At 73.3% G+C, this 24875-nt stretch carries 22 protein-coding genes and 1 pseudogene; 11 read left to right on the forward strand and 12 right to left on the reverse strand.

Going from position 1 to position 24875, the window contains the following annotated elements; translation table 11 throughout:
• The first annotated feature begins 26 nt into the window (after nt 1-26).
• A complete protein-coding gene (locus ACMXN5_RS35905; RefSeq protein ID WP_395795952.1) occupies nt 27-548 on the forward strand; it encodes a GIY-YIG nuclease family protein in 522 nt (173 codons plus the stop codon).
• A 76-nt stretch (nt 549-624) separates the two neighbouring features.
• On the opposite strand, the gene ACMXN5_RS35910 is transcribed toward ACMXN5_RS35905, so the two are convergent.
• Both ACMXN5_RS35910 and ACMXN5_RS35915 read right to left on the reverse strand, forming a co-directional pair.
• Nucleotides 625-1536 (reverse strand): aminoglycoside phosphotransferase family protein, encoded by a 912-nt coding sequence (locus ACMXN5_RS35910; RefSeq protein WP_439679079.1) that lies wholly within the window; start codon nt 1534-1536, stop codon nt 625-627.
• A gap of 96 nt (nt 1537-1632) precedes the next feature.
• Nucleotides 1633-2274, reverse strand: a complete 642-nt coding sequence (locus ACMXN5_RS35915) for an HD domain-containing protein (RefSeq protein WP_439679080.1) — start codon at nt 2272-2274, stop codon at nt 1633-1635.
• A gap of 71 nt (nt 2275-2345) precedes the next feature.
• Here ACMXN5_RS35915 and ACMXN5_RS35920 point away from each other — a divergent pair, with 71 nt between their 5' ends.
• Complete coding sequence (locus ACMXN5_RS35920; protein ID WP_439679081.1) at nt 2346-3335, forward strand: GlxA family transcriptional regulator; 990 nt, start codon at nt 2346-2348, stop codon at nt 3333-3335.
• Here ACMXN5_RS35920 and ACMXN5_RS35925 read toward each other — a convergent pair.
• Nucleotides 3299-4465 (reverse strand): PP2C family protein-serine/threonine phosphatase, encoded by a 1167-nt coding sequence (locus tag ACMXN5_RS35925; protein WP_439679082.1) that lies wholly within the window; start codon nt 4463-4465, stop codon nt 3299-3301. The two genes, ACMXN5_RS35920 and ACMXN5_RS35925, sit on opposite strands and share 37 nt — an antisense overlap.
• A 288-nt stretch (nt 4466-4753) precedes the next feature.
• Between ACMXN5_RS35925 and ACMXN5_RS35930 the strand changes: the two genes are divergently transcribed.
• Complete coding sequence (locus tag ACMXN5_RS35930) at nt 4754-5176, forward strand: hypothetical protein (protein ID WP_439679083.1); 423 nt, start codon at nt 4754-4756, stop codon at nt 5174-5176.
• Between the two features lie 300 nt (nt 5177-5476).
• Here ACMXN5_RS35930 and ACMXN5_RS35935 read toward each other — a convergent pair whose 3' ends face one another.
• Entirely contained in the window at nt 5477-6463 is a 987-nt protein-coding gene (locus tag ACMXN5_RS35935; RefSeq protein WP_439679084.1) for an ArsR family transcriptional regulator, read from the reverse strand.
• Between the two features lie 152 nt (nt 6464-6615).
• Here ACMXN5_RS35935 and ACMXN5_RS35940 point away from each other — a divergent pair, with 152 nt between their 5' ends.
• A complete protein-coding gene (locus tag ACMXN5_RS35940) occupies nt 6616-7815 on the forward strand; it encodes an MFS transporter (protein ID WP_439679085.1) in 1200 nt (399 codons plus the stop codon).
• Here ACMXN5_RS35940 and ACMXN5_RS35945 read toward each other — a convergent pair.
• The 3 genes from ACMXN5_RS35945 to ACMXN5_RS35955 all read right to left on the reverse strand — a co-directional run bounded on the left by ACMXN5_RS35945 (nt 7805) and on the right by ACMXN5_RS35955 (nt 10944).
• Entirely contained in the window at nt 7805-9004 is a 1200-nt protein-coding gene (locus tag ACMXN5_RS35945; protein ID WP_439679086.1) for a cytochrome P450, read from the reverse strand. The genes ACMXN5_RS35940 and ACMXN5_RS35945 overlap by 11 nt on opposite strands.
• A gap of 205 nt (nt 9005-9209) precedes the next feature.
• Nucleotides 9210-10067, reverse strand: coding sequence for a phosphotransferase family protein (locus tag ACMXN5_RS35950; protein ID WP_439679087.1), 858 nt, complete (start codon nt 10065-10067; stop codon nt 9210-9212).
• Nucleotides 10068-10182: 115 nt separating this feature from the next.
• The gene (locus ACMXN5_RS35955) at nt 10183-10944 is read right to left on the reverse strand and encodes an SDR family oxidoreductase (RefSeq protein ID WP_439679088.1); all 762 of its coding nucleotides are present in this window, start codon (nt 10942-10944) and stop codon (nt 10183-10185) included.
• 121 nt (nt 10945-11065) lie between these two features.
• Between ACMXN5_RS35955 and ACMXN5_RS35960 the strand changes: the two genes are divergently transcribed.
• A complete protein-coding gene (locus tag ACMXN5_RS35960) occupies nt 11066-11992 on the forward strand; it encodes a LysR substrate-binding domain-containing protein (RefSeq protein WP_439679089.1) in 927 nt (308 codons plus the stop codon).
• 178 nt (nt 11993-12170) lie between these two features.
• Nucleotides 12171-12776, forward strand: coding sequence for a hypothetical protein (locus tag ACMXN5_RS35965; protein ID WP_439679090.1), 606 nt, complete (start codon nt 12171-12173; stop codon nt 12774-12776).
• Nucleotides 12777-13045: 269 nt separating this feature from the next.
• On the opposite strand, the gene ACMXN5_RS35970 is transcribed toward ACMXN5_RS35965, so the two are convergent.
• On the reverse strand, nt 13046-14269 hold the full coding sequence (locus tag ACMXN5_RS35970) for a serine hydrolase domain-containing protein (protein ID WP_439679091.1): 1224 nt from the start codon (nt 14267-14269) through the stop codon (nt 13046-13048).
• Between the two features lie 424 nt (nt 14270-14693).
• Between ACMXN5_RS35970 and tpx the strand changes: the two genes are divergently transcribed.
• Nucleotides 14694-15197, forward strand: coding sequence for a thiol peroxidase (gene tpx / locus ACMXN5_RS35975; RefSeq protein WP_380033561.1), 504 nt, complete (start codon nt 14694-14696; stop codon nt 15195-15197).
• 320 nt (nt 15198-15517) lie between these two features.
• Nucleotides 15518-16366 carry a hypothetical protein gene (locus ACMXN5_RS35980; protein ID WP_439679092.1) on the forward strand — a complete coding sequence of 283 codons (849 nt, stop codon included), beginning with the start codon at nt 15518-15520 and terminating at the stop codon, nt 16364-16366.
• Nucleotides 16367-16459: 93 nt separating this feature from the next.
• On the opposite strand, the gene ACMXN5_RS35985 is transcribed toward ACMXN5_RS35980, so the two are convergent.
• Nucleotides 16460-18001 (reverse strand): carboxylesterase/lipase family protein, encoded by a 1542-nt coding sequence (locus tag ACMXN5_RS35985; protein ID WP_439679093.1) that lies wholly within the window; start codon nt 17999-18001, stop codon nt 16460-16462.
• Nucleotides 18002-18232: 231 nt separating this feature from the next.
• Entirely contained in the window at nt 18233-19078 is an 846-nt protein-coding gene (locus ACMXN5_RS35990) for a M55 family metallopeptidase (RefSeq protein WP_439679094.1), read from the reverse strand.
• 252 nt (nt 19079-19330) lie between these two features.
• Between ACMXN5_RS35990 and ACMXN5_RS35995 the strand changes: the two genes are divergently transcribed.
• The gene (locus ACMXN5_RS35995; protein WP_439679095.1) at nt 19331-20803 is read left to right on the forward strand and encodes a serine hydrolase domain-containing protein; all 1473 of its coding nucleotides are present in this window, start codon (nt 19331-19333) and stop codon (nt 20801-20803) included.
• Nucleotides 20804-20948: 145 nt separating this feature from the next.
• On the opposite strand, the pseudogene ACMXN5_RS36000 reads toward ACMXN5_RS35995, so the two are convergent.
• Nucleotides 20949-21749, reverse strand: a pseudogene (locus ACMXN5_RS36000) (dihydrodipicolinate synthase family protein); the annotation flags it as partial.
• A gap of 72 nt (nt 21750-21821) precedes the next feature.
• On the opposite strand from ACMXN5_RS36000, the gene ACMXN5_RS36005 reads away from it, so the two are divergent.
• Nucleotides 21822-22727, forward strand: a complete 906-nt coding sequence (locus ACMXN5_RS36005; RefSeq protein ID WP_439679096.1) for a LysR family transcriptional regulator — start codon at nt 21822-21824, stop codon at nt 22725-22727.
• Nucleotides 22728-22805: 78 nt separating this feature from the next.
• Entirely contained in the window at nt 22806-23879 is a 1074-nt protein-coding gene (locus tag ACMXN5_RS36010; RefSeq protein ID WP_439679097.1) for a hypothetical protein, read from the forward strand.
• 13 nt (nt 23880-23892) lie between these two features.
• Here ACMXN5_RS36010 and ACMXN5_RS36015 read toward each other — a convergent pair whose 3' ends face one another.
• Nucleotides 23893-24789 carry a LysR family transcriptional regulator gene (locus ACMXN5_RS36015; RefSeq protein WP_439679098.1) on the reverse strand — a complete coding sequence of 299 codons (897 nt, stop codon included), beginning with the start codon at nt 24787-24789 and terminating at the stop codon, nt 23893-23895.
• Between the last annotated feature and the right edge of the window lie 86 nt (nt 24790-24875).

Raw genomic sequence — 24875 nt, forward strand, 5'->3', positions numbered from 1 at the left:
CCCCGGCGTCGGGGTGTCGGACCGGGATGGAAACATGGGGGTTCCCGGAGTCGTGTCGACGACCCGGGAATGGTCGGCCTGCCGAGGAGGTCATCATCAGCGACGCCACCGGCCTGTGCATCGCGCCCCGCCCCGACGGCGGGTGCCGTGCACCGGCCCTCCCCGACGCCCCGGTTCCGCTGTGCGCCGAACACGTGGCCGCCACCTGCGAGTTCGCCCATGACGGCCTACCCGGCGACGACGAGGAGGAGACTCCCTCCGGCCGGCGCCCGCGCCGACAACCCACCGAGGTCACCATGCTCGGCGAGGGGCTCGTCTACTTCGTCCGCACCGATCGACGGATCAAGATCGGCTTCACGACCGACCTGCGCCGGCGACTGGCCCAGTCCGCCCCGGGCGAGGTCCTGCACACCGAACCCGGCTCGATCGCCGACGAACGCCGTCTGCACGCCGCGTTCCAGGACCTCCGCCTCCGCGGCGAATGGTTCCGTGCGGATCCTCGCCTCCTCGACCACATCGCCACCCTCAAGGCGAAGGCAACCGCGTAGAGCGAAGCCGCAGGCAACCGTGTAGAGCAAGGCCACAGGCAACGGCGTGGATCGAAGGCGAAGACAACCGCGTGGATCAAGCGTCCCGTTCGCCCAGCACCGCCGCCAGAACGTGGCGGGCGCTGGTGGTCATCGCCCGGTTGGTTTCGCGGTAGTACGGGAGGGCGATCACGGCCTGCGACAGCGTGCGGGCCCGGCCCCGGAGCCAGGTCGCGTCGTCGACGCCGAGGGCGTCGCGGAAGGTCCGCCGCGCGCCGGCGGGCAGCAGGTTCCAGGCCGGGAACAGGTCGCAGGCCGGGTCGCCCAGCCCCACACACCCGAAGTCGATCACCGCGGTCAACCGCCCGGCGCCGTCCACCAGCAGGTTGCCCGGCATCAGGTCGGCGTGGAGCCACACCGGCGGCTCGTCCCGCCCCACGTCGGCCCGCAGTCCGTCCTCCCATACCGCGATCGCGGCATCGCAGTCGACGCCCTCCGCCGGGATCGCGCGCAGTTCCTCGATCGCCGACCGGGTCGAGGCGTCCAGCGCGGCGAGCGGTCCGCCCCGATGGGCCTTCGGCGCTCCCGGCAACCGGACCCCGCGCATCGTCGCCACGAACCCGGCCAGGTCCTCGGCCAGTCGCGCGGGTGCCCGCAGTGCCCCCGGCTCCGGGTTCTCCCCCGCCAGCCACCGGTACACCGACCACGGCCAGGGGTACCCGTCGGCCGGCTCCCCCGCGCCCAGCACCTCCGGCACGGCCGTCGGCAGCAGCCCGGCGAGGCGCGGCAACCACTCCCGCTCCAGCGTGACGTCCGCGACCCCGCCGCGCACCAGCGGCAACCGCACGACCATGTCCGCACCCAGTCGGTACATCGCGTTCACCGTGCCACCCGACGGGAACCGCTCCACCGGCAGTCCCGCCCATCGGGGGAACTGCCCGGCAACCAGCCGCCACACGAGGTCGCCGTCGACGGGGTGCATACCGGAGTGCATCTGTCCTGTGTTCATCACCGACCATCCGACCGCCCACCCACGACACCCCTCAACCGTTTTCCCGCCCGCCGCCCCGCACCCGCAGCGCACCCCATACCCGGGACGACCCGCTCACGCGCCCCAGCGCGAAGCCGCCGCCCCCGCCTCCATCCCGGTGCGGCCCGTCCCGTCCTCACCCCGTTCGCGGAGCAGTTCGCCGGGGAGGCTGTAGCGGGGGGCGTTCTGCGGATTCCGGCGGGCGTGGCGGACGATTTCCCCGGTCAGGGTCTCGGCCATCCGTAGCCGGGGGTGTTCGGCGTGGATCGCCCGGGCCTGGGCGTCGTCGACGCATTCGGTGTCCACGCCGAAGTCGATGGCGATGCCCCTGCGGGTCAGGTACGTCAGCGTGCCGCGGCGCTCGGCGATCCCGGCCGAGGTGTGCAGCGCGATGGCCTCCCAGACCCGGTCGACGTCGGCGGCGGCCACCCCGCCCTCGGTCAGGAACGCCGCGGCCATGTCGGCCCCTTCGACCTCGAATCGTTGCCGGCCCTCCGCGTCGGGCGACGTCCCGAGGTCGTGCAGCGCGCAGGCCGAGAACAGCAGGTCGGGGTCGAAGTCCGCGCCGGGTCGCAGCCTGTCGTACGCGGCCTGCAACACGGCGAACCGGTAGCTGCGGAAACTGTGCTCCGCGGTCGGCCGCGACGTGCGGGCCCGCACGTACTCGATCGTCCGGTGGGCCAGGGGCGTGGTGGGAACGGCGGCGATTGTGTCCATGCCCCGACGGTAATCCGCGGATCGGTGCCCGAGGCAGTGGCACGATTGCCATTCATCGATAGTATCGTGCCATGCCCGCCGCAGCCCGTACCGGGGCCGACGCCCCGGTGCCACGCCCGCCCCACCACGTCGTCGTCCTGGCCCAACCCGGGGTCCTGGCCCTGGACTTCGGCATCCCGATCCAGGCGTTCGGCGACTGGGAGGGAAGCCCGTACCGGGTCACCGTCTGCACCGAGCGCCCCGGCCCCGTCCCGCTCCACGGCGGCCCGTCGCTGCTCGTCGACCGCGGTCTGGACGCCCTCACCGACGCCGACACGATCGTCGTGCCCGGCCTGGTCCCGCCCGACCCCCCGTCGCCGCGACTGCGCACCGCCCTCGCCGAGGCCGCCGCCCGAGGCGCCCGCATGGTGTCGATCTGCACCGGCGCGTTCGTCCTGGCCGGCGCGGGACTGCTGGACGGCCGTCGTGCCACCACCCACTGGCAACGCGCCGCCGAACTGGCCCACCGATACCCGTCGGTGCGCATCGAACCGCAGGTGCTCTACGTCGACGAGGGCAACGTGCTGACCTCGGCGGGCGTGGCCGCGGGCATCGACCTGTGCCTGCACATCATCCGCGCCGACCTCGGCGCCACGATCGCCAATCAGCGGGCCCGCGCCCTGGTCGCCGCCCCGCATCGCGCGGGCGGCCAGGCGCAGTACATCGCCCACCCCACCCCGCCCGAACGCGGCGGCGGGCTCGACGAGTTGCGCGCCTGGGCGCTGCGCCACCTGGACGAACCGCTGACCGTCGACGTGCTGGCCCGACGGGCCCGGCTGTCCCGGCGCACCCTCATCCGCCGCTTCCACGAGGAGACCGGACTGCCGCCCATGCAGTGGTTGTCCGACGCGCGCGTCGACCGGGCCCGCGAACTCCTCGAGGACTCCGACCTGTCCATGGCCGCCGTGGCCCGCCGATCCGGCCTCGGCACCCCCGCCAACCTGCGCACCCTCTTCAAACGCCGCCTCGGCGTACCCCCCAGCGCCTACCGCGCCACCTTCGACACGGCCACCGCCCCGTAGCGGTGCCGGCCCGGCAGCGGCGTGGGGGTGCGTTCGATCGCGACCACGGCGGCGTCGTCCGCGAGCCGGCCGCCGACGTACGCCGGCAGGTCGTGCCGGAGGTGGTCGAGCAGCCCCTCGGGGCCGAGGTCGCTCCACCCTGCGACACGTTCGGTCAGGGGATAGAACGTACCGTCGGGCGCCCGGGCCTCGATCACACCGTCGGTGTACAACATCAGGATGTCCCCAGCGCGGAGCGTGAAGGTGTCGACCACGTAGTCGGCGGCGTCGATGCCCTGGCACAGGCCCAGCGGGGGTGCGGGCCGCCGCGCGTCGAGGGTGTGCACCCGGCCGTCGTGCAGAACCAGCGGGGGCGGGTGTCCGAAGGTGGTCAGCGCGCCCACGCCGTCGTGCTCGCGCAGGTCCGCGACGATGCCGGTGATGAAACGCTCGTCCGCGTCCGTGTCGGTCGGGGACAACTCGGCCAGGTAGCGGCAGATGCTCTCCTCCAGCGCGGCGGCCAGCTCGGGCAGCGCGGCGAACCGATGGGCACCCTCACGGAACGCGCCGAGCAGTTGCGCGGCGTCACCGATGGCGGCCAGTCCTTTGCCGCGGACGTCGCCGATGATCAGGCGGACCCCGGCGTCGGTGCGGGCGAGCGCGTACAGGTCGCCGCCGATCTGCGCCTCGTCGTCGGCGGCCAGATAGAACGACGCGATCCGCAACGAGCCGACCCGACGCGGCAGCGGCCGAAGCAGGACCCGCTGCGCGGCCTCGGCGACCGAACGCAGCCGGACCACCTCGCGTCGGCGCTGTTCGCGGCGCAGACACAGATACCACACCAGTACGGAGATCATGGCGACGGCGATGACCTGCATGAGGTGGTTGCGGGTGACCAGGCCGCCGCGCAGCGTGGCGATGAGCATTTGGGCGCCGACGGCGGCGGCCCCGATCCCGGCGGTCAGCCGCGGCCCGGCGAACGAGGCGGCCAGCGCGGGCGCCACGCCCAGGAGCGGACCGAGGTGCACGTCGGGTGAGGAGATCAGGTCCACGACCGTGATCACCACGATCAGTGCGACGGTGAGTACCGGCAGTGCATGGGCCGTTTGCCATGGGTGCCGGAACTCCGCGAGACGCCGTCGCAGTACCACGTGTCCGAGTGTGCCCCTTCCGCGACACCCTCGCGCGACCGAACCCCGCAGCGCCGGTATCGGCCGCACATCGCGTGACGATCGGTCACCGTCGGGCGGGCAGGGTCGCCGGACGGTCGGATTACGGCATTCGTGGCATGCCGTGGTCCGGTACGGCGCGTTTGCCTCCGAGTCGGTCGTCCCCCGTGTTGGACTCGGCGGCGTGGCGAGGCGGTGGGCGCGCGGACATACGGCGCGCGCGGCATCGGTCGCGATCGGCATCGGCGGCAGTCGTGGACAGGAGCGGTGATGGCACGCGGCACGCACATCGAGGATCAGGAGCACGGCCGGCGCTGTCCGCTGGGCGCCGCGTCGGCGCACGCGTGCGGCGGCCCGACCGACGAGCGCGGCGTGCCGATGCTGGGCCGCTCTCCGGCCGTCGGCGACGAGGACGGTCCGCCCGGGTGCGGGGTGCATCTGGGCGAGATGCTGGTGCTGCGCGATCCGGATCTGTGGATCGGCGTACTCTTCGACGCGCCCACCGACCGGGCCGCCGACTTCGACGGCGACGCCGGGGCGGTCGCGGAGTTCGCCGAACATCTCGCCCTCGACGTGGCCGACCAGCGGGTCGACGAACTCGACGACCACGACGGCTTCGTCGCCCGCCCGGTGACCGCGGACGAACTCGCCAGGGCGGTCGAGTACGCCCTCGGCGCCATCGGCGTCGCGTAGTCACCGAAAACCCGCACGGTAACCGATCCGCCACCCCCCGTCGAGGCAACGGCGGGAGCGGCCCCACGCCATCCCCCGGCCCGCACGGGAAGCGCCCTCCGCCGTCGTGACGCCGATCCCGACGATGGGGGCTGTACGGCGACACGATCGCCGAACAGGAGGCCGCGCTCGCGGATCCCGCCCCCACCGAACCGCCCCATGTCCGCGCCGGGCTCGCCGCCGTCGAGGCGGGCTTCGGCACACTGGGCGGCCGTACCCTCGGCGGCTGAACACTCGGCGGCCGAATCCGGTCGCTTTGGGTCAGTCCGCCGGCCGCCCGTCGGCCAGCCGGTCGCCCAGCGTGCTCCGGTGATAGAGCACCCGGCGGCCGGCCCGGCTGCGGGTCACCAAGCCTGTGGCGTGCAGGACGCGCAGGTGTTGGGACACCGCGCTCGGCGTGACGTCGAGTCGGTCGGCGATCTCGACGCCGGCCATCGGCTCGGCGAGGAGGACGAGCAGTTCGGCCTTGGCGGCGCCGACGAGACAGGCCAGGGCGCCGGCGTCGGGGACGGGCTCCCGGATCCACAAGGTGGCCACGCCGCGACTGGGATACATCAGCATCGGCGGTTCCTCCGCACTGAGCGGCGGCGCGGGTTTGTGCGCGAACACCGAAGGTACGAGGAGCAGTCCCCGACCGGCCGCCGCCACGTGGTGCCGGCCGATCATCTTGTCGATGTACAACACGCCGTTGTCCCAGCGCAGGTTCGGGTGCATGTCGGCGAACAACGACCGCGCGCCGCCCAGGGCCAGTTGCCGCGCGCGGTAGGTCATGTCGGCTTCGAGCAGGAGCCGGATCCGCGGCCACGTCGGCCGGATGGCGATCTCCCAGTAGCGCCCCAGCAGTTCGCAGATGCGATCGCGTAGCGCGGCCACCGCTTCGTCGTCCCCGGCCACCTCCCGCAGCGGGGCGGGGACCGGCTCCGGGGCGTGTGTGTCGATCAGGTCGCGGCGGACCAGATCCGGGGAGGTGCGTCGAACGGCGGCCAGTTCCTCGGCGAAGCTCGGCGCGAAGGTGCCGGGTCGCGGGGTCAGGTAGTCGGGGAGGGTGCGCCGGACCGCGACGAGGGACAGCAGGAGGTCGGTGTCGAGCCCGTCCAGTCGGTCGACCACCGACCTGCGCCACGGCAGCAACAACGCGGACAATCCCGGCTCGCGCAACACCCGCAGGCTGCACACGGTTTCGTGCAGCGGGGAGAGGGCGAACCGTGTGTCGGCGAGGTCCTCGACGCCGAGTTCGTAGCTGATCATCAAGCTCCACGCTACATCCATTGGCGCCGGCGCGGCGGTGCCGTGGACTACCGGATATGACAGACACGGGCAACGACACCTCGCCCGGGCCCCCGAGCGGGGTCCGCCTCCCGCCGGATCCCGCTTCTCCCGCGCGGCCCGACGGGCCGGGAATGCCCCGTCGGCTGGTCCTGATCCTGGCACTGACCTGCGCGGTCGGCGTGGGCAACATCTACTTCCCGCAGGCGATCGTCCCGCTGATCGCCGCCGGCCTGCACGAATCGCCCGACACCACCGCCCTGGTGGTGACCGCGACGCAGATCGGCTACACGCTCGGGATCTTCCTGCTCGTACCGCTCGGCGACCGCCTGCCGAACCGTGCGTTCCTGGTCACCCTGCTCTCCGTGACCGCCACCGGACTGCTCCTCGCGGGCTGCGCGCCCGGTCTGAGTGTGCTCGTCGCCGCCGGGGTCGTGATCGGCGCCACCACCGTGGCCGCGCAGATCGTCGGCCCGCTGGCGGCCGGACTGGTCGCCGCCGAACATCGCGCCACGATGATGGGCACCCTGCTCAGCGGCTCGATCGGCGGCATGCTGCTCGCCCGCACGTTCAGCGGCGCACTCGGCGAGGGGCTGGGCTGGCGCGCGCCGTACCTGGTGGCGGCGGGCGTGGTCGCGCTGCTCGCCGCCGCGCTCGCCCGGGCCCTGCCCGAGACCGAGCCCACCTCGCGCCAGGCGTACCCCGCACTGCTCGCCGAGCCGCTGCGACTGCTGCGGGCCGAGCCGGAACTGCGCCGCTCCTGCCTGTACCAGGCGACCGTCTTCGCCGGGTTCTCCGCCGTGTGGACCTGCCTGACGCTCCTGCTCACCGGTCCCGCCTACCACCTCGGCGCCCAGGCGGTGGGGCTGCTCGCCCTGGTCGGCGCGGCGACCATGGTCTGCACCCCACTCGCCGGGCGCCTGGTGGATCGGCGCGGGTCGGATCCGGTCACCCTGATCTGCCTGCTCGGCGTGCTCGTCTCCGCCGCCGTCCTGGTCCCGGGCGCCCGGGGCGGCGCCTGGGGCCTGACCGCCCTGGTCGCCGGCACGCTGCTGCTCGACGTGGCGATGCAGTGCGGGATGGTCGCCAACCAGGCCCGGGTGTTCGCGCTGCGCCCCGACGCCCGCGGCCGACTCAACACGGCCTACATGACGTGCGCCTACCTCGGCGGCAGCGCGGGTTCCTGGCTCGGCGTCCGGGTGTACGGGCGGGCCGGCTGGCGGGGGGTGTGTGCCCTGGTGGCGCTGCTTGCCACCGTCGCACTGGCCCGCCACTGCGTGGCGCTGTACCGCCGTCGCCCGGCCGCGACCGACCGCCGGCCGCTCACCAGGTGACCGGCAGTTCGGCGACCCCATACACCGCCGACGACGCCCGCAGCCGCACCCGCTCCGGCGGCACGGCGCAGCTCAGGGTGGGAAATCGGCGCAGCAGCGCGGGGATGGCGATGCCCAGTTGCAGGCGGGCGAGTTGGGCTCCCAGGCAGTGGTGGGTGCCGTGTCCGAAGGCGAGGTGCGGGGTGGGCCGGCGGTCGGGGTCGAAGCGGTCCGGTCGGTCGTGCACGGCCTCGTCCCGGTTCGCGGATGCCAGCGAGACCACGACGTGATCGCCGGCGGCGATCGTATGGTCCCCGATCACCACGTCCGTCAGGGCCGTTCGGGGCAGGCCGTAGGGAATGACGCTGAGATATCGCAGCAGTTCCTCCATCGCGTCGGCGACGGCGGCCGGGTCCCCGGTGTCGCGCAGCCGGTCGGCCGCTTCGGGTTCTTGAAGGAGCAGGAAGGTGCCCAGGCCCAGCGTCGCGGCCACGGTTTCGTGTCCGGCCTCCAGCAAGTGGTTGGCCAGGCCGATGAGTTCGGCGTCGGTGAGGGTGTCGGCGTGGTCCCGGACGAGGCTGCCGAGCAGTCCGTCGCCCGGCCGCTTGCGCTCCCGGGCGACGAGGTCGGCCATGTACGCGTGCGCCTCGGCCGCCGCCGCGGCCACCTGCTCGGTGGGGCGGGCGAAGTCGAGCAGGGTGGTGGTGCGGCGTTGGAATCCCTCGCGGTCGGCGTAGGGCACGCCGAGCAGTGCGCAGATCGCCAGGGACGGGACGGGGAGCGTGAAGTGGGCGACGAGGTCCACCGGGGGTCGCATACGTTCCAGGGCGTCCAGGGCGTCGGACACGGTGCGTTCGAGGTCGGCGCGCATCCCGCGTATTCGGCTCGGGGTGAACGCGTCGACGAGCAGTCGGCGGACCCGGGTGTGTTCGGGTGGGTCGAGGCGTAGCAGGTTTCCCACCCGTCGCGCCTCCAGGTCCGGGCCGGTCGGGCGCAGCAGGTCGGGCGTGCGGGCGGTACCGAACCGACGGTCGACCAGGACGCGGCGTACGTCCCGGTCCCGGCTGACCAACCACAGCGCGCTGCCGTCGGGTAACGACACTTTGCGCAGGGGCTCTTCGGCACGCAGTCGGTGGAAGACGTCGGGTGGGTCGAAGGGACGTCCCTCGGGGCGGACGCTGGGCAGGGGGATTGCACTGGTCCCGGACACGGGGCACCTCGCAGGCGATCGTCGGACGGTGACGGTGACTTGCTGCGTGCTCTCGCCGGGGCGTCGCGACCGGGTCGGGGACGGTCTGCTCGGGGCACCGGGCGAGGGCGTCCCGATGTTTCCCCGACTCGGGACCGGCTACGCGCCGAGTCGGGGCATGCCGCCGGCCGTCCCAAACCGGCGGAGTGCACCTCGACGCCCTTGCTCAGCCGAAGAGTTCGGTGAGGCGGGCGGCCTGGCGCTCGGCGGTCCCCGGCGGATTCCGGGGGTTCTCCGGGTCCTCCATCGACAGCAGGAACAGCCAGACGAGGGCGAGCAGGCGTCGGCAGTCCGGCACGCGCGCGGCCTCCGCCGGGGTGAGGTCGACCCGATCGAGCAGTCGACGCACGTCCAGGGACGTGTCCACCCAGCTCGATACGTGTTCGGTGATCTCCGCGAGTTCGAAGGCCCGGTCGCTGCGCCCGGACTCCTCGAAGTCCACGACCCGGATCCGCGCCCGTGTCCCGCGCGCTCCGGTTTCCGGGCAATCCCCGGGATCCTCCAGGTAGTTGGCGAGATTCCCGTCCCCGGGGCCGAAGACGGCGGGCACCTGCCCGCGACCGAGAGCCCGCCGACCACCACCACGATTCAGCCAGTGCACGCCCGCCGCGAGGGCCCGACCGACCGAGCGTGTGGTGTCGATCCCCCACCCCGCCCACTCGTCGATCCGGGCGATGATCGGGTCCTGCTGCCCCGGCCGGACCGGGAGTTCGCGGACGACCTCGTCCGGGACGGCCGCGTACAGCGTGTTCAACGTCGTGGCCAATGCGTCGACACGCTCGTCCCGCACGCTCATGCCGCGCAGCGCGACCCCCGGCAGCCGGGACATCACCACGACCGGGCACGACGGTCGAGGATCCCGGCTCACCGGGCGCGGGGCCAGGTCGGGCGCGAAGCGGTGCAGCAGGGTCAGCGCGGTCCATTCCCGCCGGTGGTTGTCGTGCGCTCCGGCGCGAAACGTCTTGACCACCGTGTCGGGTCGGAATTCGAGGGCGTGGGTACTCCACGGGCCGTTGGTCGTCATCCGGCCCAATCCTGCCGGACGGGCGCGCCTGCCACACGGGCCCGACGCGGCCCGCCCGCCGCTCACCCCGAGCACGGAGCCCGGAGACCGCAGCCCGCAGCCCGCAGCCCGGACGTCAGGCGAGACGCCCACCCCCGTCGACGTGCAGAACCGTACCGGTCACGTACGGGCTGGTGAGCGCGAACAGGACCGCCCGGACCACGTCGTCGGGCGTACCGACCCGGCGCGCCGGGTTGCGCTCGGCGACCTGACGCAGGAACGCCTCCTTGTCGGCGCCCATGCCGTCCCAGGCGCCGGAATCGACGATGCCGGGCGAGACGGCGTTGACCCGCAGCGGGGCCAGTTCCACCGCGAGCGCCTGGACCAGGAAGGCCAGTGCGCCGTTGGTGGTGGCCATCACCACCCGCCCGGGCGCGGGCCGCCACGCGGCCACACCGGAGAAGAAGGTGAACGAGCCGCCCTCGCGCATCCGGCCGGCCAGGTGCTTGGCGAGCAACATCGGCCCGATCACCTTGGCCGCGAACGCGCGTTCCACGGAAGCGAGTTCGAGGTCGACGACCGGACCGTTGGCGGGCATCGCCGCAGTCGAGACCAGGTCGTCGAAGCTCCCGACCTCGGCGGCGAACGCGGCGATCGAGTCCTCGTCGGCGAGGTCGAGGGCCAGGACCGCGGCCGGCCCGGGCAGGGTGTCCGCCGTCTCCCGCAGCCGGGCCGGGTCCGGGCCGGCGAGGATCGTTTCGGCCCCGGCGGCCGACACCTGCGCGGCCAGGGCCCGGCCCATGCCGGATCCGGCCCCGACGACGACGATCCGCCGCCCTTCGAGGGTCGGGGCGGGGGTGTGCGCGGCGGTCCGGGAGAGGTCGGGCGTGACAGACATGGGTGGCACCTTCGTTGCTCATGCCGTATTTCGGGTGCATACGGCCTTGTATCTCGACTCTGCGGCACATCCCACCCATGCGTCCAAGGCATACTTTCTATCCCTGCCATAAACTGTGTCTATGGCGACGTTGCGGCAGTTGGAATACCTGGTGACCGTCGTCGACGCCGGGTCCTTCACCCGCGCCGCCGAGCTGCTGCACGTCTCCCAACCCGCGCTCTCGCACCAGGTCCAGGCCCTGGAGCGGGACAGCGGAGGCCCGCTCCTGGAGCGGCTCCCCCGCTCGGTCCGGCCCACCCCGATGGGCCGCGCGATGTTGCCGTACGCCCGTGCCGCGCTCGCCGACGCAGCCCGGGCCCGCTCGGCCGCCCGCCGCGTGGCCGGTCTGGAGACCGGCGAACTGCACCTCGCCTCGGTGTACTCGGTCAGCCTCGGCGTGCTCCCGCCCGTCCTGCACCGGTGGCGCCGCACCCACCCCGAGATCCGGGTGAGCCTGGTGGACCACCGGCACGCCGGCGAACTGCACGAGACCATGACCGCCGGACGCGCCGACCTCGCCGTCGGCCCTCCCCCACCGCGCTGGGACGGACCGCTGCGCGACCTGGGCGTCGAGGAGTTCGTCGTGGTGGTCCCGGCCGACGATCCGGCCGCCGCCGACGGCGCGACGCGGGTCCGGATCGACACGCTGGCCGAGCGCAGTTGGGTGCACTACGCGGCGGGCAACGGCCTTGCCGACGTGCTGGATCGTGCCTGCGCCGCCGCCGGGTTCCGGCCGAACACCGCCGTACGTACCGAACAGACCGCCGCCGCGCCCCTGCTCGCCGCGGCCGGCCTCGGTCCCACCCTGGTGCCCGCGAACGTCATCCCGCCGCACTTTCCCGGCCGACTGCTGCGCCCCGACCCGCCCGTGCGCCGTGCCCTCGCCGCGTACACCCGCCCCCGGCCGGATCCGTTGACCACCGCGTTCCTCGACACGCTCACCGAGCACGCCCGCGTGCTGCCGGCCCACGTGCGCGCCCGACTCGGCCCCGATCCGGACAAGGCCTGACGCCCGGCGACCGACACCGCCGACCGGCGTTCGGCCTCCTCGATCCAACAGCACGAAAGCATCATTCGTAGGGGAAACCGGGCTTTCCCACACACGGCGCACTCCGACGCGCGATCATGTCGGCATCCCGGGTGTGGGTATTCCGCGCACCGGGCACGTCGAGCGAAGGAGTCGCCGGATGGCGTCGTCGGTTGAGGAACTGCGTGTGTCGCTGGAACGGGAGGCCGATGAACTGGCCCATCGTCGCGAGGAGTTGGAGACGGAACTGGCCGAGGTGGAGCGACAACTCGAGGCCCGCCGCAACGCGGTCGCACACCTGACGTTGATCCGCCCCCTCGTCGCGCCCGTACCGCAGCCCCGCAGGGAACAGAAGTCCGCGCCGCCCGCCGCCGCTCCGGACCCGGCACCCGCGGCCAAGGCCGCGCCCAAGGCCGCGGCCGAGACCAAGCGCACCACCCCCGCGCCGCGCCGGCGCAAGGCCGCGCCCCGCCCCAAGGCCGCCGCCCCGGCACCGGCGGGCCCGCGCCGGAAGGCCGCCCGCGCCCCGAAGGCCGCCGCCCCCGCACCGGCCGCCGAACGTCGGGTCCGCACGCACCTGCGCGACGAGATCGCGGCGCTGCTGAGCGCGAGCGGGCAGCCGATGAACGTGCGCCGACTCACCGAAGCCCTGGGCGAGGAGCCCACGAAGAGCCGCCTGGAGAGCGTCCGCACCTCCGCCGAGGGCCTGGTCAAGGCGGGCCGCGCGGGCAAGGCCGGCCGGGGCCTGTTCACCGCCGCCGGCTGACCGGACCACCCGCGCCCACGACACCGACCGCGCGCCCACGGCCACGAGGCCGACCCCGATCGGCGGCCCGTACCGCCGTGCACCGGGCGGGAGTTCGGGAGGCCGCAGTGGCCACGGCGGCCCGCCGCGCATCCCCGCCGCGCCGGTCCGCCGCCACAACTCCGGCCGGCTGTCCGGGTATCCGCCCCGACCCACCCGGCCCGAAAACGCGCCGGCAGCGCGGCACGAGCCCCTCGGGGCGGTGTGCCGCGCTGCCGCGTGCGCCGGGGTCAGCGCTCGGCCGGGAGGTCGTACACGTTCTCCGGCGTGACGACGGAGGTGATCGCCTTGGCGAACAGCGTGCTGGGCTCGTTGCCGTCGTGCAGGATGTCGGTGTTGAGCAGGATGACCATCGTGGCGTCCTGCTCGGGCAGATACATCGTCACGCTCTCGTAACCCGGCAGCGATCCGTTGTGCCCGACCCAGCCGCGGACGCGGAACAGCCCGAGCCCGTACCCGGCGTCGTCGAAGCCGGGCACGGGCACGAACTTCTCCCGCTGCTCCTGCACGGCCGGGGAGAGCAGTGTCCCGGTGGCCACCACCTTCGCCCAGCGGCGCAAGTCGTGCAGGTCGGAGATCATCGCGCCGGCCGCCCACCCCCAACTCGGGTTCCAGTCCGTCGTGTCGGCGACCTCGCCGGTCAAGGTCTGGTCGGTGTACCCGTGCGCGTGCGGCGCCGGGAACTCGGCGCCGCACGGGAACAGGGTGTGCCGCAGGTGCGCCGGTCCGGTGACCCGCCGGTGGATGAACTCGGCCAGCGGCATCCGGCCCACCTTCTCCACGACCAGGCCGAGCAGGACGGTGTTGGTGTTGGAGTACTGGAACGCGCTGCCCGGCGCGAAGACGTTCGGGTGCCGGAAGGCGTAGCCCAACAACTCCTGCGGGGTGAACGCACGGGTCGGGTCGCTCAGCAGCGCCTGTACGAAGTCCGGGTCGGCGGTGTAGCTGAACAGGCCGCTGCGCATCTCCGCCAGTTGGCGGAGGGTGATGTGGTCGCCGTCGGGCACCCCGTCGACATACACGGAGATCGGATCGTCCAGCCAGAGCCGCCCCTCGTCGACCAGTTCCAGGAGGGCGGTGACGGTGAACGTCTTGGTCTCGCTGCCGATCCGCATGTTGAGATCGGGCGTCATCGGCGCACCGGTGGCGATGTCGGCCACCCCCGTCGATCGCACGTAACTGCCCCGACCGGGCCACCACAGACCGACCGTCACCCCGGGTACCCCGGTCTCCCGACGGGTCTGCGCGATCACCTCGTCGAGACGGGCCACGATCGCCGGATCCAGGCCGTGCGACGCGTGGTCGCCGGGGTCCGAGGCGTCGACGCGCGGATCGCCGGCGACGACGATCGTCGGTGGCGCGGCCTGCGCCAGGGGGCCGGCCAGGGTGAGCGGGACGAGGGCGGATAGCGCGAACAGGGCGGTGGCGAGGCGGCAGCCGGAGGCACGGCGCATGGCGATATGTCTCTTCCGGGGGTGAGGGGACGGGACAGCGAGGGGACCGGACAGCGGAGGGGACCCGCTCGGCCAAGGTGATCACCCGTCCGCGCACCGGACCGCGCGCCGACCGGCACCGCCCGGCGATTCCACCCGTACGGCCGCCGGCGCCGCGCCCCGGACGCCGGCCGACACCGCGCAGGGGCGCCGACAACACGGGCCGACCGGCGCCGCCCCTCGGCCCCGATCGGGCGCCCGATAGCCTGAGGCGCACGCTTCCCGGCCGTCGGGCGTCCCGCTCCACGGATGTCGGTCGCCGATTGGGCTTCGGTCCGGGAGCGGCCGTGTCGGGACCCGGGACACGTGCCGGTCGCGGTCGTCCCGCGGTCGGCACGCGGCCCGACACGGCCGGCTCGCATCCCCTACCAACTCGGAGGTTCCCATGTCACAGACGGTCAACTTCAAGGGCAACCCGGTCGCCGTCGCCGGCCGCCTCCCGCAGCCCGGCGACAGCGCGCCCGACTTCTCCCTGGTGGCCAAGGACCTGTCCGACGTGTCGCTGGAGAACTACGCCGGCAAGCGGAAGGTGCTCAACATCTTCCCGAGCATCGACACCGGCACCTGCGCCGCGTCGGTGCGTCGGTTCAATGCGTCGGCCGCCGACCTGACGAACGCCGTCGTCCTGTGCATATCGGCCGACCTGCCGTTCGCTCAGGGCCGTTTCTGCGGTGCGGAGGGCCTGGACAACGTGGTGACGCTGTCCACCATGCGGGGCCGCGAGTTCCTGGAGAACTACGGCGTCGCGCTCACCGAGGGCCCGCTGGCGGGCGTCGCCACGCGCGCCGTCGTCGTACTCGACGAGAACAACGTGGTCGTGCACTCCGAACTGGTCGCCGAGATCGCCGAGGAGCCCGACTACGAGAAGGCGCTCACCGCCCTCAAGTAGGACGTGTCACGGCGGGCCGCTCGGATGACGCATCCGTACGATCGGCACCCGCCGCCGCGACGCGGGACCGGATCGCGCCGACGACCTCGGCCGATCCGGTCCCGCGGCGTCGGAATATCCATTTCGCGCGGAGATCCCCACATCGGCCGCGAACGGCTGATCTTGGTGCGGCACCCGATGCTAGGTTTTCACCGATTGTCAGCCGGTACGACACCATCCGGCGGGTTCCTCAGGCCGGACGCCCGGACCGCCGGAGAGCATCGGTGCCGTACCGTGCCACGTCGTACCGCGCGTCGGCCGTGATTCGAAACGAGTCCCCGATGTTCGAACACGACGCACCGGACACGCCACGCGCCGCCACCCGCACCCCGGCCCGCCGGCCGTGGCGCGCTCTTGCCGTGACCGCGTGTGCGGTGGCCGTCCTGGCGTCGTCGAGTGCGTGCGGCGGAGGCGACGACAAGAAGGCCGCCGCCGCGCCGCCGCCGAGCGCCGGCCCGCAGACCCCCGGTTCGACGCCGCCGCCCGCCGCCGGCAGCGCCACACCCAGCGCGTCCGCGTCCCAGTCTTCGCTGCGGCCGTGTGTACCGGTCACCGCGACCGACAAGCCCACGCGCGGCACCCTCACCCGCGAGGACCTGCGCTTCGCGTCCCGCGACCCCAGGCCCGTCACCGGCGACGAGGTCTTCGGCCTCGCGCAACTCCCGTACAAATACGCGGGTGGCATGCTGACCCGGACCTGCGTGAAGACCGTGGACGACTGCGCCGCCGTGGCCTTCGACAAGGCCGCCGAGCAGATCGCGCGATTGGGCTGCGAACGCGGCGTCGTCGCGCTCTACGTGGACAAGGCGAACAACGTCCAGACCACGGTCGGCGTGCTCCAGATGCCCACCGCCGTGGCCGCCGCCACCCTCGCGGTGGACGACCCCGACGGCTTCCGGCAGGTCACGCCGCCGACGGCGTCCGGCGCCGAGAGCTTCGCGCCCGACGCCACCTTCAGCCGGGTCAACGAATCGCTCTACCGCTACTACATCTACGCGATATCCGGCCGCGCGGACGGCAAGCAGCGCGAAGCCGGCGAGGTGGACCGCCACATCGCCGCCCAGAACGCCGTCTACCACCTCGTCGGCGACTCCCTGGACCGCCGCTCCACCGGCGCCGCCGCGTCGTAACCGCCCGCCCCGCTCGGGACGGCACCCGTCCCGAGCGGGGGTACGGCACGCACCCGGCGGTCGTGGGTATGGGATCCGCACGACCGGCGAGTGCTACCCCGCCACCATCGACAACGCCGACATGGGCTCCCCCGCCCAGATCCGCCGGGACGCCTCCTCCGGATAGGCGGCGACCGTCGGCTCGGCCGCGAAGACCCGGGTCGCGCGCGACTCCGGCTCGTACGCGGGCCATCCCGGGTCGCCGTCCCTCGCGAAGGCCGTCCACGCGGCGCGCATGCGGGCGGACAGCGCCTCCGCCTCCTCGGTCGGGCCGTCGCCGAACAACAGGGCCGGTTGGCCCCGATCCAGGTTGCCGAACACGAGCGGGACATCGAGGCCGTGACACGCGCCGAGAACACCACCCATGCCCGGTGCGGGCCAGGTCAGTTCGTACACGTGGGCCCGGCCGCCGCCAGCGATCCGCGCCTCCGCCAGGTGCAGGCTGGGCATCCGGAACAGCCGGTCGGAGCGCACCAGTTCGTACAATTCCTCCGGACTCGCGTGCGGATACCCGTCGCGGTAGCGGCGCGCACCGTCGCGCTCCGGGCCGAACACGTCCAGGGCGGTCGCCGCCTGCTCCTCCGTCACCTCGCCGAGCAGCCCGTCGAGCACGGTGAGCAGCCGCTGTTCGTCGCGCGTGTGGCCGACGAGGAGCGGTACGTCCCGCCCGACGCCGTCGGTCAGGGCCCGCCACGGTGTGGCCGGCAGCGTGTCGCCGTCGACGACCGGCGCGAACGGGGTCGACCCGTGGGCGGCCCGTCCCCACCGCCCGGCCCAGCGGGTGATCCCGGCGGCCACCGCGTCCCCGGCCGCGGCCAACAACTCGGGCTCCACCTCGGAGAGTTCGGCCGTCGTGGCGCGCAGTCCCAACTCGGCGGCACAGCTCGCCGCGATGTCGGCGGCGAGTTCCGGCGCGAAGAACGTGCCCTGCACACTCTGCGCCACGGCCCGACCGAACAGCCCGGCCGCGCGCGGCATCGCCGACAACGCCGCGACCGACCCTCCGCCCGCCGACTGGCCGAAGACGGTGACCCGGTCCGGATTCCCGCCGAACGCCCGGATGTTGTCCCGTACCCACATCAACGCGGCGATCTGATCCGACAGCCCCCGGTTGGCGGGCGCGCCCTCGATCAGGCCGAAACCCTCGAACCCCACGCGGTAGTTGAACGTCACCACCACGACGCCGCCGTCCCGCGCCAGTCGTGCGCCGTCGTACTCCGGCAGACCGGACATGCCGACCGTGTACGCACCACCCTGGATCCACACCATCACCGCAAGCCCCGCGCCCGGACCCGGATCGGGCGACCAGACATTGACCGTCAGCCAGTTGTCGCCCACGGCGCCCCGCGCCAACTCGGCCATCCCGAGAGCGCCGCCCTGCGGCGGCGGCGGTCCGTACGCCAGGGCCGGCCGCACCCCGTCCCACGGGCGCACCGGCCGAGGCGCGGCGAACCGCAGCGCACCCACCGGCGGCTCGGCGAACGGGATGCCCCGGAAGACCGCCACCCCCGCCTCCCGCCTGCCCCGCACCACCCCTACCGCCGCCCGCACTTCGGGCCGCACGACATCGGACGGCTCGGACGCGCCAAGGATCATCACGACTGCCTTTCGGAGCGGGTCGGCCGCGCACGGCTTCGGGCCCGAAGCACGGCGGAGGAGCCCGCGTCGCCCCGGACACCCCGGATCATCCCGCCGTATCGAGCCGCACGCCGGCCATTTACCCCCGACTTCCGCCCCCACCCCCGCTCCTCGGGCGCCGAAGCCGGGTGGCGGTGCGGGACGCCCCCTCCTCGCCCCGCACCGCCACCCGGCCCCGGCCGACAGCGATCAGCGCCGCTCCAGCATCGGCAGCCGCGACCGGGCCGAGTGCGCGGCGACCGTGTACCAGAGGTTGACCAGGTCCATCAGCTGGTCCGGGCCGGTCGCCTCGCAGCGCACCGTGAGCAGGTCGATCCGCTCCGCGCCCGGGACCGACGCCGCCAGCTCGGCGGCCAGCGGGATCTGGAAGCCCACCTCGAACACGAACTTCTCCGGCAGCGCCAGCGGTTCCAGGACCGCGGCCTTCTCCACGGCCGCCGCCGCGCCGGCCCGGATGAGGTCCTGGGCGACGGTCGGGTGCAGGTTGTTCGCGGCGGTGAAGCCCTCGGCGGTCTTGACCGGGACGGTGATCACGCCGGGGAAGACCGCGGCGGTGGCGGCGCAGACCTCGTTGTCGCCGGTGACCAGTCCGATCGGGACGCCGTGCCGGGCCGCGAGGAGCGCGTTGACCTCGGCCTCGGTGACGGGCTTGCCGTTCAGCCGTACCGAGGTGAAGTCCGACGAGAAGGTGTGCGCGAGCACCCCCGGCGCGCCGGCCGCCGCGTGGTAGCCGATGAACAGCGCGACGCCGTGGTTCGCGCCGAGGCCGTGCGCCATGCACTGGGCCTTCGGGCTGCCCAGGATCACCCGGGCGCGCGGGTCCAGGTGCTGCACGATCAGGTTGTCCATCGTGCCGTGGCTGTCGTTGATCAGGACGCTGTCCGCGCCCGCCGCGAAGGCACCCTCGATGGCCGCGTTGGCCTCGCCTGTCATGATCTCCTGCGCCCTGGTGTAGCCACCGCCGCCGCGCACGATCTGGTCGAGGGTGGCGATGCCCGCCACTCCTTCCATGTCGATCGAGATGTATACGTCCATGGAGTCTCCCGTTCGTCGCCGGTTGCCCGCCGCCCAGTGCCGGATGTCCGTCGGGCACCGCCCTTCGGGTACCGCCCGTCGGGCGTCGCCCGTCCGGTGAGCATCACGCACCTCGGCCTCGACAGGCGTCGGCGATTCGGACAGGTTCGGATGGCGTTGTTCGTCCTCCCGGACGATCCGACCGCCGCGCACGCTGCCTAGCGTGAGCGCTCCCCGCGGCAGACCGCCGCCCTTGGAGGAGGTGCCCGACCCATGGGACGACCCACCCCGCCCGATGCCGCCACACCGGCTTCCGGCCGCTCGGACCGTTCGGTCGCAGCGGGTTCGACCGCGCCCCTGCCGACCGCCGAAGACCTGCGGGCACGCCTGGCGGAGCTGGTCGAGAAGTCGGGGATCCCGGGGGCGAGCCTCGCGGTCCGGGTCGGCGATCGCACCGTCGCCACCGCGGTGGGCGTGCTCGACGTCGAGACGGAGTATCCGGCGACCACCGACTCGGTCTTCCAGATCGGCTCGATCACGAAGGTGTGGACCGCGACCCTGGTGATGCAACTGGTCGACGAGGGACTGATCGACCTCGACGTCCCGGTCCGTACCTACATCCCCGACCTGCGACTCGTCGACGAGGACGCCGCCGCACGGGTGACGACCCGTCACCTTCTGTGCCACACCGCGGGTTTCGAGGGCGAACTGTTCGACGACCACGGCAACGGCGACGACTCGCTCGTGCGCCTGGTGGCCAGTCTGGCCACGGTCGGCGAGCAACTGTTCCCGCCCGGCGAGACGTTCTCGTACTCCAACGCCGGATTCGACCTGCTCGGCCGCCTCGTCGAGGTGCGCACCGGAGTGACCTGGGAGCGGGCGCTGCGCGATCGCATCGTCGCCCCGCTCGGTCTGACGCATGTGGCCAACAACGCGACCGAGTCGATCCTGATGCGCAGCGCGATCGGACACATCGGCCGTCCCGACGGCACCAACGCCAAGGCGCCGGTGCACCACACCGACCGCAACGGCGCGCCCTCCGGCTCGGCGCTCGCCATGACCGCGACGGACCTGCTCGAATTCGCCGCCGCGCACATCCGGCTCGGGCAACTCCCCGACGGAGAGCGCCTGTTGTCCGAGGAGTCGGCGCGGGCGATGCGCGAGCCGCAGATCGAGATCGGCGGCGACGGCGCGTTCGGCGCGCGGCTGTGGGGCCTCGGCTGGATCCTGTACGACTGGTCCGGCGGAGAGGTCATCGGCCACGACGGCGGCACGATCGGCCAGGGCGCGATGTTGCGCGTGGTGCCGGAACGCGACGTGTCGATCGCGCTGTTGACCAACGGCGGTGCCCTGTACGGCGTGTACGACCTGATCTGCGAACTCCTCGAAACCCTCGCCGACGTGCGCCCGCCGGCCCCGCCGCTCCCGCCCGCCGAGCCGCCGGCCGTCGACACGACCTACCTGGTCGGCAGTTACGCCTCGCCCGCGCAGCGGTTCGACGTCGCCGAAACCGAGGACGGGCTCGTCGTGACCGCGCGAATGCTCGGCAAGCTGGGCGCGCTGCTGGGCGACGACACGATCGCCATGCGGGTGGTGCCGACGAGCGAGCGCATGCTGATCAGCACCGAGGGGATGGGCGGACGGCACCGGCAGTTCCTCTTCCTCGGCGAGGGCGAGCGGGCCGAATTCCTGCACGTGGGCCGGGCGATGCGCCGCATCCCGGACGCCGGCGCCGGGGCCGAGTAGCCGCACCCCGGCTAAAGGTCGGCGAGGACCTTCCGGGCCTCGTCGACCGCCTCGCGGCCGGCCGGCAGCAGTGGCAGGCGCACGTTCGGGTCGGGATTCGGCCCTGTGCGTGCAGCACGCCCTTGATCACGGTGGGGTTCGGTTCGCGGAAGAGCGCGGCCGCCAGTCGGGCCAGGGCGTGCCCGAGCGGCCGGGCCCGGTCGAGGTCGCCGCGCTGCCAGGCGGCGGTCAGTTCGACGAAGCGGTCCGTGGCCACGTGTGCCGAGGCGAGTACGCCACCGGACGCGCCGAGCGCGAGCAGGGGCGACAGGAACGGGTCGTCGCCGACCAGGACCGCGAAGTCGGCCGGGAGGTCGCCGAGCAGGTCCACCGTCTCGCCGTCGATGCCGCCCTGCGCGAGCTTGACCCCGACCACGCCGGGAAGCCGGCCCAGCGCGCGCAGCGTGGCCGCGTCGAGGGGTCGGCCGGTGCGGTACGGGACGTGATACACGATCAGCGGCAGCGGAGCGGCCTCCGCCAGGTGGGTGAAGTGCGCCAGTACGCCGGCCTGCGAGGGGCGGCTGAAGTACGGCACCGGCACCAGCGCGGCGGCGGCCTCCGGCCGGTGCGCGAGGTCGGCCAGCGCGCGGTCACTGGCCCGGGTGTCGTTGCCGCCGGCGCCGACCACCAGGACCGCGTCGCGCTCCGCGCAGACGCGGGCGCAGACGTCGATCACGGTGGTGCGCTCGTCGGGGTCGAGCGTGGCGGCCTCCGCGGTCGTGCCCAGGGCGACGAGGCCGGTCGCGCCCGCGGCCAGGACGGAGCGGGCCAGGTCCGCGAGCGCGTCCACCGCGATGCGGCCGTCGGCGGCGAAGGGGGTGACGAGCGGGACGAGGATTCCGGTCAGGGGTGTATGCCGTTGCCGAGCCTGCGGAGTCTGCCGATTCTGCCGTGGTTGCCGAGTCATGAGTACGAGGGTGGCCCGCACCGATCATGCAGGTCCAGTTCACATTCGTGAAGCTGAGCGTAAGCTGAGCCGATGCTCGACGTCCGCCGCCTGCGCCTGCTGCGCGAACTGTCCCTGCGCGGCACGATCGCCGCCGTCGCCGAAGCCCTCGCGTTCACCCCTTCGGCGGTCTCCCAGCAGCTCGCCACCCTCGAACGCGAGGCGGGCGTCCCGCTCCTCGAACGCACCGGGCGACGGGTCACCCTCACCCCGGCCGGGCACACCCTGGTCGGCCACGCCGAGGCCGTGCTGGCCCGCCTGGAGCAGGCCGCGGCGGAGCTGGCGGACACCCGCCGCGGCCCGGCCGGACCCCTGCGGATCGGCGCCTTCCCGACCGCGACCCGGGCGATGATCCTCCCGGCCCTGACCTCGCTCGTGGACCGCCATCCGGGCCTGGAGCCGATGGTGATGGAGATCGACCCGGCCCGGGTCGCCGACGCGTTGCGCGCGGGCGACCTGGACGTCGCGCTGATCCACGAATACGACTTCGTCCCGACGGTCGCCGAACCGGGCATCGCCACAAGCCCGTTGTGCACCGAACCGATGTACCTGGCCGGCCAATCCCCACCGCCGGCGGGCACCCCCACCGACTCGGTGCTCGCCGGTTGCCGGAACTCCCCCTGGATCACCGCCACTCCGGGCACGTTGTGCCACGCGATGACCATCCGCGCCTGCCAGGCCGCCGGCTTCACCCCGCATGTCCGCCACCAGGTCGACGACTTCACCACGGTGCTGTCCCTGGTCGCCGCTGCCCAGGGCGTAGCGGTCGTCCCCCACCTGGGCATCCCCACCCACACCCCCGCCGTATCCCTCACCCGCCTCCCCCTCCACCGCCGCACCAAAATCGCCCACCGAGAGGGCGCCACCCACCACCCGGCCATCCAAGCCACCACGAGGGCCCTACAATCCTCCATCCCCACCGAGCTGACCCCGATGTAATCGCCACCGCCCCGAAAAACCCGTTGGCCGGCGACGGGCGAGCCGGGACAATCCCCCGTGACCGAAGTAAGGGGATGCATGGCCCGGTTCGTCTGCGCCGAGTGCGGCGCGGTGTTGTCCGCGTCTGTGTCACAGGTGGCGCTTCCCGTCCACGCAGGCCACGATTTCAGCCACCAACTGCTCCCCCCGCTCATGGAATCCGGGACCTACGCCGTCGACCCCGCACCCTTCGGGCCGCCTTGGCGGCCCTGGGACGAGGTGGGGCCGGAAGAGGCGGCGGCCCGGGGTCTGTTCGCGCCCACCCAGGCCGTGTGCTTCGGCACCCCCGGAACGGTGGTCATCACACCCGGTGACGCCCGTAACACCGCCCTGATTCCCGAACGATGCGAGGGCTCCTGCTACGGAGTGGACGGCAGGGCCGGACCGAACCTGGCCTGTACCGGCTGTGGTCGACCGGTGGCCACCCGGATCGACGACTGCGGAGCCTGGCAGGAGGTGCGCTTCGCCCCGCAGGCCGTACGCCTCCTCGCCGACGACGAGGGCGAACCCCCGCCGCTCGACTGGGCCATGTTCGCCAACGAGCACCCGGCCACCGAGCCGATCGAGGCGCAGGGGTGGTGGAATCCCCGCTGGGAGGCGGCGGTGGGGGTGGCCCTGGCCCACGTGGTAGCGGCCTCGGCGGGCCGCCCCGTCACGGTGCCCGGCGGCCTGCTCACCGAGACCTTCGGCCGTTGGCTCGACGTCCTCCTGCCGCCGGGCCCGCCGGCGAAACGCCTGGTCCTGGCCGGCCCGGGCCTGCCCGACCCCACCGACGCCGACATCCTCCTGGTCCCGCGCCACCCGCGGACCGGCGAGGCATGGCCGCCGCTCGCCCCCGTCGCGGGAGTGCCCCTGGCCGCCGGGGTGTGGATGTACCTGGCCTTGCACCGGGACCGCCGCCGGCGGTGCGACCGCCTGCCGATTCCGGCGACCGGCGGCCTGCCCGAGGGCGTGCTCCACGACGACCCGCCGCCGCGCAACCCGGCGAGCCGATTCCGGCCCGCCGGCCCCCTGTTCCTCCGCACCCTCGCCGGCCTGCCCGCCGTGCGCCTCCCGTGGCTGCGCGAGATCTACGACCGCGTCAAAGCCGCCCCGTACACCTTCCCGTACTGACCCGACGCCCCGGTCACTCCCGGAAGCCTGCGCGTTGGCGTAGCAGGGTTGTCATCAGGGCCAACGGGGGCCAGTTCAGGCGGCCTTGGCGGGCCACCGCTCGGGCGCGCATCTCGACGGGCGGGGCGGTGAGGGGGAGCAGCCGTACGCCGGGGGCCACGGTCGTGTCCAGGGGCAGCAGGCCCACGCCGAGGCCGGCCGCGATCATGCCCTGGACCAGGTCGAGGCTGTCGGCCTGGTGCGTCACCCGAGGGGTGAAGCCCACCATCGAGGCGAGCGTACGGATCACCGTCTCGTCGGCGGTGTTGCGGGAGTTGACGATCCAGTCGTGGGTGTCGAAGCGGCCGAAGACGTCGAGCGTCGTGCCCTCGCGCGCGTCGGCGTCCGCCGGGACGCCCAGCGCCCAGCGCGCGGTCCACAGCGGCATGGCCCGCACCGTCGGATCCTCGGCCGCCGGCGCCAGGTTGTAGTCGTAGGCCAGTGCCAGGTCGGTGGCGTCCTCGGCCAGCAATGCCAGCGCCTCGGCCGGTTCGTGCTCGCGGATCAGCACATGCACGCGCGGATGGCTCACCGCCAACTCCGCGACCACCGGCAGCAGGTGGGCCCGGATCGCGGTGGCGTACCCGGCGATCCGCAGTGTGCCGTTGGGCTCCGCGCCGGGCGACAGGTCGTGGTGCGCCGCCTCGACTGCGGCGAGGATGGTCACCGCGTGCTCGGCCAGTCGGCGCCCGGCCGGGGTGAGCCGGACCCGGCGCCCCTGCGGCTCGATCAGCGCGGCGCCCATGTCCCGGGACAACGCCGCGATCTGCTGCGAGACGGTCGAGGTGGTCGTGTTCAACACGTCCGCGACCGCGCGCATCGACCCGAGTCGGGCCAGTTCCACCAGCACCTGCAGGCGTCGGGTCTCCATGCGTCGTTCTCCGAGGTTCCACGCTGCGGATCGTCCATGATTCCTGAACGATATCTTTCGGATCGGCACGTGGACACGAACGATAC

The sequence above is a fragment of the Embleya australiensis genome (genome assembly GCF_051903075.1).
Classification (GTDB): domain Bacteria; phylum Actinomycetota; class Actinomycetes; order Streptomycetales; family Streptomycetaceae; genus Embleya.

Bases quoted from the DNA above. Each gene is read 5' to 3' on its own strand.
- ACMXN5_RS35905 (WP_395795952.1), top strand. From the start codon at position 27: ATGGAAACATGGGGGTTCCCGGAGTCGTGTCGACGACCCGGGAATGGT.
- ACMXN5_RS35910 (WP_439679079.1), bottom strand. From the start codon at position 1,536: ATGAACACAGGACAGATGCACTCCGGTATGCACCCCGTCGACGGCGAC.
- ACMXN5_RS35915 (WP_439679080.1), bottom strand. From the start codon at position 2,274: ATGGACACAATCGCCGCCGTTCCCACCACGCCCCTGGCCCACCGGACG.
- ACMXN5_RS35920 (WP_439679081.1), top strand. From the start codon at position 2,346: ATGCCCGCCGCAGCCCGTACCGGGGCCGACGCCCCGGTGCCACGCCCG.
- ACMXN5_RS35930 (WP_439679083.1), top strand. From the start codon at position 4,754: ATGGCACGCGGCACGCACATCGAGGATCAGGAGCACGGCCGGCGCTGT.
- ACMXN5_RS35935 (WP_439679084.1), bottom strand. From the start codon at position 6,463: ATGATCAGCTACGAACTCGGCGTCGAGGACCTCGCCGACACACGGTTC.
- ACMXN5_RS35940 (WP_439679085.1), top strand. From the start codon at position 6,616: ATGCCCCGTCGGCTGGTCCTGATCCTGGCACTGACCTGCGCGGTCGGC.
- ACMXN5_RS35950 (WP_439679087.1), bottom strand. From the start codon at position 10,067: ATGACGACCAACGGCCCGTGGAGTACCCACGCCCTCGAATTCCGACCC.
- ACMXN5_RS35955 (WP_439679088.1), bottom strand. From the start codon at position 10,944: ATGTCTGTCACGCCCGACCTCTCCCGGACCGCCGCGCACACCCCCGCC.
- ACMXN5_RS35960 (WP_439679089.1), top strand. From the start codon at position 11,066: ATGGCGACGTTGCGGCAGTTGGAATACCTGGTGACCGTCGTCGACGCC.
- ACMXN5_RS35965 (WP_439679090.1), top strand. From the start codon at position 12,171: ATGGCGTCGTCGGTTGAGGAACTGCGTGTGTCGCTGGAACGGGAGGCC.
- ACMXN5_RS35970 (WP_439679091.1), bottom strand. From the start codon at position 14,269: ATGCGCCGTGCCTCCGGCTGCCGCCTCGCCACCGCCCTGTTCGCGCTA.
- tpx (WP_380033561.1), top strand. From the start codon at position 14,694: ATGTCACAGACGGTCAACTTCAAGGGCAACCCGGTCGCCGTCGCCGGC.
- ACMXN5_RS35980 (WP_439679092.1), top strand. From the start codon at position 15,518: ATGTTCGAACACGACGCACCGGACACGCCACGCGCCGCCACCCGCACC.
- ACMXN5_RS35985 (WP_439679093.1), bottom strand. From the start codon at position 18,001: ATGATCCTTGGCGCGTCCGAGCCGTCCGATGTCGTGCGGCCCGAAGTG.
- ACMXN5_RS35990 (WP_439679094.1), bottom strand. From the start codon at position 19,078: ATGGACGTATACATCTCGATCGACATGGAAGGAGTGGCGGGCATCGCC.
- ACMXN5_RS35995 (WP_439679095.1), top strand. From the start codon at position 19,331: ATGGGACGACCCACCCCGCCCGATGCCGCCACACCGGCTTCCGGCCGC.
- ACMXN5_RS36005 (WP_439679096.1), top strand. From the start codon at position 21,822: ATGCTCGACGTCCGCCGCCTGCGCCTGCTGCGCGAACTGTCCCTGCGC.
- ACMXN5_RS36010 (WP_439679097.1), top strand. From the start codon at position 22,806: ATGGCCCGGTTCGTCTGCGCCGAGTGCGGCGCGGTGTTGTCCGCGTCT.
- ACMXN5_RS36015 (WP_439679098.1), bottom strand. From the start codon at position 24,789: ATGGAGACCCGACGCCTGCAGGTGCTGGTGGAACTGGCCCGACTCGGG.